Consider the following 8,972-nt stretch of genomic DNA (forward strand, 5'->3'; position numbering starts at 1 on the left):
ATGCGGGATTTAGTTGTTAAAGATAATGCCTTAATTAATGCTAGTTATAACTTGGATTTAGTAGAACAACGTTTAATCCTATTGGCTATTGTCGAAGCAAGAGGTAGTGGTAGAGGTATAAATGCAAATGACCCCTTAGAGGTTCATGCAGAGAGCTATGTAAACCAATTTAATGTTGCAAGACAAACAGCCTATCAAGCTCTTAAAGATGCGTGCAAAGACTTATTCGCCCGACAATTTAGCTATCAAGAGATCAACAAAAGAGGAAAAGTTGAGAATGTTCTAAGCCGTTGGGTTAGTGAAATTCGATACATCGATGATGAAGCAACAGTAAAGTTGATATTTGCACCAGCTATCGTTCCCTTGATTACACGTTTGGAAGAACAATTCACCAAGTACGAGCTGCAACAAATTAGCGAACTTAGTAGTGCTTATGCTGTACGTTTATACGAATTATTGATTGCTTGGCGTAGTACAGGGCAAACACCTGTTATTGAACTAGCCGAATTCAGACAAAAAATAGGTGTTCTCGATGATGAATACACAAGGATGGGGAATTTTAAAGATCGGGTATTAAATCTAGCTATTGCTCAAATTAACGAGCACACAGACATTAAAGTTAAATGTGAGCAACATAAAAAAGGCCGTAACATTTCAGGCTTTTCATTCACGTTTAAACAAAAGAAAGTAGTTACAACAGATAGTAAAAACCCTAGTCCAACTGATCTTTTCTCAAAATTGACTGATAAGCAACGTCACATCTTTGCTAATAAGCTTTCTGAACTGCCAGACATGAATAAATATTCTCAAGGTACGGAAAGCTATGCGCAATTTGCAGTTCGAATTGTAGAAATGCTGCAAGATCAGAATAAATTTGAAGAACTGTTACCATATCTTAAAAAAGTAGGATTTAACACAAAATAAACTTCATGTTCAGGTAGGATGTTCAGGCGAACATCCTTGTACATGCACTGAGGGATTACATTGAACACAACCAAATTTAGCGTTATGGACGCCAGTAAAGCCTTTAAAAAGTCACGAACAACAATATATGAAGCTATAAAAAATGGTGAATTATCAAGGGATCATGACGGCCTTATAGACCTATCTGAACTTATCAGAGTTTATGGAAATCCTTCAGGTGTTCAGTCTAGTACACGTACTGAACACGTACAGAAGGATGTACATGTACACGTCCAATCAGAAGTCGAAACTGTATTAAAAGATCAAATTTCTTTACTCAAAAATCAGTTGGATTTAGCCAACCAAAGAGAAAAGGCTTTGATGCAGCATATCGAGGATCTGACGCATAGAATTGAGTTTAAAGGACAGCCTGAACAACCAATCACCGAAGCGAAGAAGGAAGAAGCTATCCAGACAAGTACTGCTCCAGTACAACCAGAACAAGATACTACTGAGCCGAAAGATGACGGATTGACTACTAGGAAAGAGACTGAAAATAAGCGGATTCCTGTGCCTGAACACATTGAACCAGAGACTGAGAAAAGAGGATTTTGGAGTCGTTTTTTTAGACCCTATGATTAAAATATAGAGAAATGATCACGGAATAGGCGTGGAACGTGAAAGATCACGAAAAAGCCGTTCCAGTGCGCTGAACTCAGGAACGGCTTACTTTAAGATATTGATACGAAAAAGAAAAGTTCAAGTATTTCGCATAAGCGGTATTATGTTAATTTTAGATAAGTTAAAAAATAAAATTGAGTTATTCTAATGTTTGACTTTATTGCAAAACTTTCTTAAATTAAATCCACACTCTATTTGGTAAGAAATGAACCAAGTTTAGTCTCTAGTTTGAATAATATTTTCAGCTAAGCAAACTAAATCATTAGTAGTTTTTCATTTAACAATGAAGAACCTAGTGAGGCTTGTTTAGCTTTTAGCATATCTCCTAGGTTTTTCTCAAACTCTAAGGAATATGCAATGCCACGTCTTGATCTTATTGAAGCACAAGTTGATGCGTTAACACGCATTTCTCAAGCAAGTCACCTTTATGGCTTACTTCCATCTTCATATTCGCCTTTAACTCGTCAACAGCTATTACAAGTTGTAGCAGTTTCTTTAGGCTATTCTACATACGAGGATTTGAAGAAGGCAGAACCCGAGCATCTCATATCAGATCCCATAAAAGCTCGTCAAAAAATTCATGATCTTTATATTCGTAATAATCCAAGTATAACGACAGATAAATTAGAAAGATGTGTCTCCCTGATTAGCCATCTAACTAGTTCAATTATGTTCTTTAGAGCTACTTATCGTTCCATTATGCCACCTCAACATATGCGAGCTATCAAGGACTTAAAGTTACCGAAACCAAATCCTAAGCTTTTAAAGTCTAAGCAATACGGTGTAATTCTTGAGTCCATTTATCGTCATGCTATAGATGATGCGAATTGGCCTAGAATTTTAATTCTTCCGATCGCTCACAATTATTTCAGTCAAATTGACAATAATGACTTAGTTAATATTGATATCTATGAGTGTTTTAATAAGTCCATCGATAAAGAAAAAATTGAAGTATTTCATATGATTTGGATGGAAAATCTCAACGATTTTTTACCTCAGGATCAACAATTTTTCATTTCAGATGATATGGACTCCTTTAAACAACATATATCTAGTTTTACTAAGTTTACTGCCACAGCAAATCCACTTTTAACAGTAAAAGGAGCTGCATAATGAAAGGATGTAAGTTCTGTCGTGGTATAGGTGAGCGAGATATCACATGTTCATCTTGTGGCGGTAGTGGCTACGATTTTGATGGTGGTCAATGTGAAGATTGTGTAGGTACAGGTACCCAAGAAGATCAATTCTGCGCTCCTTGTGGTGGAACTGGCTATATTGACGAAGACGAAGACGAAGACGAAGACGAAGACGAAGACGAAGACGAAGACGAAGACGAAGACGAAGGAAATTAGATTATTTAGCTAAATCTAAGTGTGGTTATATCCGCACTTAGATTTATTTTTTGTTAGATGCACCAATGTACTTTTTTACTTAACGTAATAGCTGTTATGTGAAATAGAAAAGCCCAGATCATATATCTGGGCTTTTTTTAACTAAAAATATTTTTGAATATATAAGGCTAATCTTCTTTAGCTTTAACAGGTTTTTGCAATGGCAATGTTAAATGAGGTAGACCCAATCTTTGAGTAGTAGTTGAAACTAATTCTCTCCAATAAGGCCAAACATTATGACCTGTATTTTTCAAGCAAAAAGCGTCAATAGCATCATCAGATATTACTTTTTTAAGTTTATATTCAGCCATGTAATTAGCTTCAATAATTGCTAATTCTTTAGAAGAATCTTCTTCTGATACCCATTTCACACCATAGCTTAATAACACACGTAATAAATGCTGTGAATGATCAGTGTTTTCTAATAAAGAAGATTGAATAACCTTATGCTTCAATAAAACTTTATATTTAATATCTGGATTTAGCTCTACATCAAAGTGATGATTTTCCGCATTAATAGACTTTAATAAAATATTCTTTAATAAAATATTTTCGAGAGCTTCATTAATTGGAGACATTACTTTACTCATGCAGCGTCTTCTTTTAATTCAATATACCCATTAGCATCTGTTTCAAAGTTATGTAAATTACTCATTACATATAAACTTGGTCTTTCTCGATAATCTACATTTAGATGCATATCAACATAGTCATCTTGAAATTTCTCTTTAGACGAAGCTGAAAGTTCTGAGTTCGCTACTAAATATTTAAAAAATTCAGGAACCTGATCTGCTGCCTCAATCAAAGTATTCATAGCTTTTGATTGTATAACATCATCATGTTCATATTTAGTGAAAGCCAACTTACCTCCACCAAATAGGATACTAGCTTCAGATTGGGTAAGACCTAATTTTTCTCTAATTTGCCGAATTTTTTCACCCACTAATAAATCAAACGCTTCTTTTTTAGCTAAGTTTAAAGCCCTGTTATTTTCTTTAGCGTATTCATCACTTAATTCAATACATCCACAGAAATTACATTGCAAATGAACGCTATGAACACGTAAGACTTTGCCTTTAAAATCAACATTATCAATTACATTTGTTTTTATAAGTAGCCCTTGTTCACACATTTCACAAGTTCTATTCGACATGGTTAGCCCCTTTCCATGACTAAGTAAAAATCAATACGTACCAAGATGAGCTGAGATAATTAAAAGAGCTTGCCCTTTTTTATTTAAGGCAATCTTTAAATAAATATCACATGTATTCAATGAATAAGAATGCTCATTGTACTCACTATGTTTAAACACATAAGAATCACATGCAGCCCATGCAATACCTTTGGTATGGCACCATTGAGAATTAAGATAACGTCCTTCTGTTAATGCTAGACGTATATAACTTTTCAACTTAGATAAATCACCTGGTATGTTGATATTAAGTTGAAAATTTAGCTGTTTTCGACTTCTGTCAGTGGCTGTAAAAAGCTTAAAAGACTGGTCGTCAAGCTTAGTTAAAATTTCTGTTGGATCATATAAAGGATTATCTCGCTTAATAATGAGCTTTGGTTTTTCCAGATCTGTACTTAATGAAGCTAGATCTCCAAGGTCATCGTATCTACTAATAATTGTATATGTTACCATTATGGTAAGTCTACCCTATATATATAAATTCACTAAAATTAACAATTTTTTAACTGTTTGTATGAAGTGATAAGATTGATCAAATTACTATATATTGTGTTGATTAATTTATGAATAGTCAATTTAACGCGACATATTGTGTCTTCTATTTGACATAAAATCTCTTATACGAATCTTTAGTTATTGATCGTTATTAGCTTAGTAACTGGCTTTTTTTCACTATATTCCCTACAATAAAAGTACGCCATTGACGTACTTAACCCATGCTATTCATTGAAACCAGTATTTTCACCAAGCAAATCAAAGAGCTTGTCTCCGATGATGAATACAGAGAACTCCAACAGGAACTTTTAGTTCAGCCAGATAAAGGAGATCTCATAAAAAATGGTGGTGGAATTCGAAAAGTACGTTGTGCTCAAGGCAGTAAAGGAAAAAGTGGTGGCATACGTGTGATCTATTACTGGATCACTGAAGATGATCAGATATTTATGCTACTGGCTTTTCCTAAATCTGTTAAAGAAAACCTAACTGATAAAGAGACCGCTATCCTACGTCAACTTGTGAAGGAGCAATTTCATGGATAATAACTTATTTGATGACCTCGTTGCTTCGATCAAAGAAGCAGGAGCGATTAAACGTAATGAAGTTCAAGCAAGTCGAGTGACTGAACTAACTCTTCCTGATATTAAAGAAGTTCGTGAGAAAACAGGTTTGAGCCAAACCGAATTTGCTGCACGTTTACATATTAGCCCTCGTACACTTCAGAACTGGGAACAAGGCAGACGCTATCCAACAGGGCCAGCAGCAACCTTGATTCGTATTCTAGATGCGCATCCAAGCCTGATTTAAAACTCTAGGCAATAAAAAAAACCCCGACATCCTGTCGGGGTTTTTCGTATTGGGCTGTTAAGCATGACTCCTGTCTTGCTTCACGATCCTGGTGCGCTGATTTCTTATTGTTATCTGGAACATCCTGTTCTCAATGAGTTCATAATAGGAAATTGAACTGAGTATGGCTATTAGTGAATTTCCTGAATGGCTGTACGCCATAGCGTACATGGACATATCCTCAAATTATCCCGATATTTGTCCGCAGGAAATGGGGATAAAAGTGGGTTGTTGGGGCATTGAGAAATCAGGAAAAATTGAAATTTTGAGTATTTTTTAACCGATTTTATTGGCTAAAAGTGACAAAAATGCTTAAAAAGCAGCCGACTTGTTTCTGAGTCGGCATTTTGGTGTTTTTTGGGGTTATGTAAAATTTATAAGATTTTGATTTTATTAAAATAATAAAGATTTATTTCGTATAACGCCCATTATGTTAAATGAAATAAAAAAGACTTCAGATTTGAGGTCTTTTATAAATAAAATTATTTGCTAAGTTGTTTTTGATCTTGAGGTTTTGACTCTATAAGACTATTGCTAAAACTCTCCATAGCAATTCGAGTCATGTTAATTTTTCGGTCTCTCTCAGGGAGAGCAGATCCCTTTTTCACATTTGAGCTGGATGATGATTGGTGGCGGGCTACTTTGGTTGTCATAAGCTAATCCTATATATCCCAAAAATGTCATAAACGTCACTATTGTAAATAGTATACAGCAATTCAATAGATGGCTTAGGGCAGATGTAATATATCTGCCCTTATCTTCGATTAGTTTTGTATTAAATGTTAAGCATTCTTTATATGCTTGATAAACTTGCCAATACATAGATATAAGGTTTTCATCTTCATCAAAAGCAAGATCTTCAAGACTTTCCCCTAATTCATATCTTTTAAAGTTATTTAATTGGAATGCCTTTAAACAATCACAAATACAAGCAAGAGTTAAAAGGATAAATAAAACATTAAAAAACACAAACATACTCTGTAAGACTATATGAGCTTTTATGAATATTGACCAAGTTAAAGATGAGAGCATTAAGTATATGAAAGCAATAATAACGATACTTTGTACCATTAAAAACTTTCCAACCTTCTCCTCTAATCTTGAATTTCGGTTGAGTTCATCTTGATATTCTACTTTTGCTATTTCTACAAGATTCTTAAATTTCTGTAAGTTATTATCCATAAAGGATTGATCCAAATAGTAAAAATATTTTTAAAATTAGCATTTACGAACTCAAACTTAGATTATCTAACTCTATATGACAGCTATTAGATTAAGTAGAGCACTACATTCTTTTCTATTTTTATAATTTTTTTCTGCTGTAAGTTGGAAATAATTGATGATCTATCTTCCTCTGAGATAGCTCCTTTGAATTGAAACATAGCATCAATAAAATTTTCCAAACTTTTCACTTTACTTGGACGGCTTTTGAGTAATCGCTCTGATACATAATCTAAATCTATTAAATTATCTTCTTTTACTTTCTCAACATATTGTTCTTCTTCCTCTTTTCTTCCAAGCTGAATGAGAAGTTGAGCAAGTCGAAGTTTATCGCGATAAGAAAGTTGCAACGTTAAATCTTTGATTTCTTCGTAAGTCATATTTATGAATTAAGTATTTTACAATTTCATTAATTATAACGGGTTAGCGTAAAACATCTATTATTATTGGTAGGTAGCTTTTAAGTTTTCCTAAAATTAACATAATACGCCTTATGCGAAGCAGCAATCAGAGATAGATATTTGTTAAGAAAAGAACGTCACTGAACTCAAAATTGCGTCAAAGATTGCAGCTCCAAATAGAAATATTGCACTCATTTCTTTCAATAAAAAAATCTACATACTTGGTTTTTCCATAAGAAAAAAACCAAAAAATGATCCAATACTCTTAGAAACTGCCAAAAATTTTCTAAAAAAATCCCGACCTGAATTCGGAACTTTTCTAACTCCAAATTTAAATTTTTTTTCATACCTACTTTCAAATTTAGCTTTCAATTTTCTGAATTTTTATCAGCCTACTTTAGCCTCTGATTTATAAAAAATGACTAAAAAAAATCTATAAAATCACTTTTTGCATCCCATCAAAAACCGAAAAAATTTGCATAACTTTTTAAAACTCTTGTTTTCACAACTTTTATTATTTATATCAATTATTTAAACCTAATTTTTATAGAAAATCTGAAATCAATCATGATTTCAGATTTTTAAATATTAATTCAATTACTTACATCATTTTCACATCAAATTTTGTTTTCAAAAATTTGCATTTTTGAAAACATTTATTTTTATTTATATTCAATTACTTATCTTCATTTTGTCGCCTTTTTTGAAAACATTTTATTTTATGATTTAAAACCGCTACAAGCCTTGCACAGTATAGGTTTTGGCGAAAACACCGTAAGGTGCGTGGTGTGTGACAAAAACAATTGCGGAATGTTCCGCAGCCTTGATCAAATTACAAATTAAAAACCCGAAAAGTTGCTAGAGTCCGCTTTAATAAAAACAATTAAAAAATGCAAAAAAATAGAGGATAGATTCAATGGATCCAGTCATCATTTTTCCAAAAACCTGTACGCTTTGCGGAAGAGAAGATCAAAAATTTTCACGGATAAATTCTGGTGAATACGCAGAGAACGATGAATTTTTTTGCAGTCTTTGTATGGCAGCGATAGAGCAACTACAACAACAAACATCATTGAAGAAAAAAAATGAAATGATCCAATCAAAAAGACAAAACTTTAAAATCATAGAATGAAATTAACAGAAAAAAGTGAAACAAAGAAAACTTTGACCTATCTAAAAATGCAGTTCAAAACAAAGTGAATTGACCATAGAGCGTGATTAAGATTTTAAATAGGGAAACATAGCTAGAGAGCTAAAAATTTAAAATACTGCAAAACAGAAGCATTTAGCGAGTGTCTACGAGCGACACAACAAAAAATCGCGCCTCGGCTTTCTGAAAAACATGTTTTAAATACTTTTATCCTAAAAAAATGATGAATAGATATTTCAATTCGAGCCTAGACCGAGCGAAGCGAGCATAAAACTCTATGAGCGAAGCGAATTCCGAGTGCTTTTGCTTTTTTTTAAATTCACGATAGTAAGAACCAAAAATTGCCCCACGAATCGAGCGAAAGCGAGATTCAATAGAGTTTGAGCGAAGCGAAAACCAAGGGCAATTTTGACCAGGCAATGCTTTTAATTATTTTTAAATGTTTTTAATGCTTTTAGCCATGCTGAAAGCCTTTATTCTAAAGGGATACAGCAGAGATATGACTACGTTTACCTACCAATATGACTACGTTTACCTACCAATATGACTACGTTTACCTACCAATATGACTACGTTTACCTACCTTAAATCTACAAAAAATATTTAGTAGATTTAACTACGTTTACCTTGCATAAATCTACATAATTATTAATATAGACTTATATTCACTAATAATAATGTAGATAAATAAG

At 33.2% G+C, this 8,972-nt stretch carries 13 protein-coding genes; 8 read left to right on the plus strand and 5 right to left on the minus strand.

Annotation, left to right across the window (positions count from 1 at the left end; all coding sequences use genetic code 11):
* The 4 genes from repM (at position 1) to ACN19N_RS16045 (ending at position 2,936) form a co-directional block, all read left to right on the plus strand.
* Positions 1-924: a replication initiation protein RepM gene (repM, locus tag ACN19N_RS16030; RefSeq protein ID WP_310525597.1), complete on the plus strand. Its 924-nt coding sequence runs from the start codon at positions 1-3 to the stop codon at positions 922-924.
* 60 nt (positions 925-984) lie between these two features.
* Entirely contained in the window at positions 985-1,545 is a 561-nt protein-coding gene (locus ACN19N_RS16035; protein ID WP_420002418.1) for a plasmid replication DNA-binding protein, read from the plus strand.
* A gap of 396 nt (positions 1,546-1,941) precedes the next feature.
* The gene (locus ACN19N_RS16040) at positions 1,942-2,697 is read left to right on the plus strand and encodes a hypothetical protein (RefSeq protein ID WP_420002419.1); all 756 of its coding nucleotides are present in this window, start codon (positions 1,942-1,944) and stop codon (positions 2,695-2,697) included.
* Positions 2,697-2,936 carry a hypothetical protein gene (locus ACN19N_RS16045; protein WP_420002420.1) on the plus strand — a complete coding sequence of 80 codons (240 nt, stop codon included), beginning with the start codon at positions 2,697-2,699 and terminating at the stop codon, positions 2,934-2,936. The genes ACN19N_RS16040 and ACN19N_RS16045 overlap by 1 nt, the downstream gene beginning before the upstream one ends.
* Before the next feature lie 167 nt (positions 2,937-3,103).
* Here the strand turns inward: ACN19N_RS16045 and ACN19N_RS16050 are convergent, their stop codons facing one another.
* From ACN19N_RS16050 to ACN19N_RS16060, 3 genes are read right to left on the minus strand one after another with little or no spacing between them, the layout of a single operon-like run.
* Positions 3,104-3,565, minus strand: coding sequence for a hypothetical protein (locus tag ACN19N_RS16050; RefSeq protein WP_420002421.1), 462 nt, complete (start codon positions 3,563-3,565; stop codon positions 3,104-3,106).
* Complete coding sequence (locus ACN19N_RS16055) at positions 3,562-4,128, minus strand: type II toxin-antitoxin system MqsA family antitoxin (protein ID WP_420002422.1); 567 nt, start codon at positions 4,126-4,128, stop codon at positions 3,562-3,564. The genes ACN19N_RS16050 and ACN19N_RS16055 overlap by 4 nt, the downstream gene beginning before the upstream one ends.
* A 30-nt stretch (positions 4,129-4,158) precedes the next feature.
* Positions 4,159-4,620 carry a hypothetical protein gene (locus tag ACN19N_RS16060; RefSeq protein ID WP_420002423.1) on the minus strand — a complete coding sequence of 154 codons (462 nt, stop codon included), beginning with the start codon at positions 4,618-4,620 and terminating at the stop codon, positions 4,159-4,161.
* Between the two features lie 263 nt (positions 4,621-4,883).
* Between ACN19N_RS16060 and ACN19N_RS16065 the strand changes: the two genes are divergently transcribed.
* The 3 genes from ACN19N_RS16065 (at position 4,884) to ACN19N_RS16075 (ending at position 5,788) form a co-directional block, all read left to right on the plus strand.
* The gene (locus ACN19N_RS16065; protein ID WP_420002415.1) at positions 4,884-5,204 is read left to right on the plus strand and encodes a type II toxin-antitoxin system RelE/ParE family toxin; all 321 of its coding nucleotides are present in this window, start codon (positions 4,884-4,886) and stop codon (positions 5,202-5,204) included.
* Positions 5,197-5,469: a NadS family protein gene (gene nadS, locus ACN19N_RS16070; protein ID WP_000369783.1), complete on the plus strand. Its 273-nt coding sequence runs from the start codon at positions 5,197-5,199 to the stop codon at positions 5,467-5,469. Before ACN19N_RS16065 ends, nadS begins: the two co-directional genes overlap by 8 nt.
* A 163-nt stretch (positions 5,470-5,632) precedes the next feature.
* Positions 5,633-5,788 carry a hypothetical protein gene (locus tag ACN19N_RS16075; RefSeq protein ID WP_171327138.1) on the plus strand — a complete coding sequence of 52 codons (156 nt, stop codon included), beginning with the start codon at positions 5,633-5,635 and terminating at the stop codon, positions 5,786-5,788.
* Between the two features lie 302 nt (positions 5,789-6,090).
* Here ACN19N_RS16075 and ACN19N_RS16080 read toward each other — a convergent pair whose 3' ends face one another.
* Positions 6,091-6,690 (minus strand): hypothetical protein, encoded by a 600-nt coding sequence (locus tag ACN19N_RS16080; RefSeq protein ID WP_420002416.1) that lies wholly within the window; start codon positions 6,688-6,690, stop codon positions 6,091-6,093.
* Between the two features lie 86 nt (positions 6,691-6,776).
* Positions 6,777-7,109, minus strand: coding sequence for a hypothetical protein (locus ACN19N_RS16085; protein ID WP_420002417.1), 333 nt, complete (start codon positions 7,107-7,109; stop codon positions 6,777-6,779).
* A gap of 937 nt (positions 7,110-8,046) precedes the next feature.
* Between ACN19N_RS16085 and ACN19N_RS16090 the strand changes: the two genes are divergently transcribed.
* Complete coding sequence (locus tag ACN19N_RS16090) at positions 8,047-8,262, plus strand: hypothetical protein (RefSeq protein WP_254805642.1); 216 nt, start codon at positions 8,047-8,049, stop codon at positions 8,260-8,262.
* Positions 8,263-8,972: the final 710 nt, after the last annotated feature.

Origin of the sequence: Acinetobacter sp. LF10, from assembly GCF_048585715.1 — a bacterium.
Taxonomy (GTDB): Bacteria; Pseudomonadota; Gammaproteobacteria; order Pseudomonadales; family Moraxellaceae; genus Acinetobacter.

What these genes read in the sequence shown, in the direction of transcription:
- ACN19N_RS16060 (WP_420002423.1), bottom strand. Translation starts at nt 4,620, where the DNA reads ATGGTAACATATACAATTATTAGTAGATACGATGACCTTGGAGATCTA.
- ACN19N_RS16050 (WP_420002421.1), bottom strand. Translation starts at nt 3,565, where the DNA reads ATGAGTAAAGTAATGTCTCCAATTAATGAAGCTCTCGAAAATATTTTA.
- nadS (WP_000369783.1), top strand. Translation starts at nt 5,197, where the DNA reads ATGGATAATAACTTATTTGATGACCTCGTTGCTTCGATCAAAGAAGCA.
- ACN19N_RS16085 (WP_420002417.1), bottom strand. Translation starts at nt 7,109, where the DNA reads ATGACTTACGAAGAAATCAAAGATTTAACGTTGCAACTTTCTTATCGC.
- ACN19N_RS16090 (WP_254805642.1), top strand. Translation starts at nt 8,047, where the DNA reads ATGGATCCAGTCATCATTTTTCCAAAAACCTGTACGCTTTGCGGAAGA.
- ACN19N_RS16075 (WP_171327138.1), top strand. Translation starts at nt 5,633, where the DNA reads ATGGCTATTAGTGAATTTCCTGAATGGCTGTACGCCATAGCGTACATG.
- ACN19N_RS16080 (WP_420002416.1), bottom strand. Translation starts at nt 6,690, where the DNA reads ATGGATAATAACTTACAGAAATTTAAGAATCTTGTAGAAATAGCAAAA.
- ACN19N_RS16045 (WP_420002420.1), top strand. Translation starts at nt 2,697, where the DNA reads ATGAAAGGATGTAAGTTCTGTCGTGGTATAGGTGAGCGAGATATCACA.
- ACN19N_RS16040 (WP_420002419.1), top strand. Translation starts at nt 1,942, where the DNA reads ATGCCACGTCTTGATCTTATTGAAGCACAAGTTGATGCGTTAACACGC.
- repM (WP_310525597.1), top strand. Translation starts at nt 1, where the DNA reads ATGCGGGATTTAGTTGTTAAAGATAATGCCTTAATTAATGCTAGTTAT.
- ACN19N_RS16055 (WP_420002422.1), bottom strand. Translation starts at nt 4,128, where the DNA reads ATGTCGAATAGAACTTGTGAAATGTGTGAACAAGGGCTACTTATAAAA.
- ACN19N_RS16065 (WP_420002415.1), top strand. Translation starts at nt 4,884, where the DNA reads ATGCTATTCATTGAAACCAGTATTTTCACCAAGCAAATCAAAGAGCTT.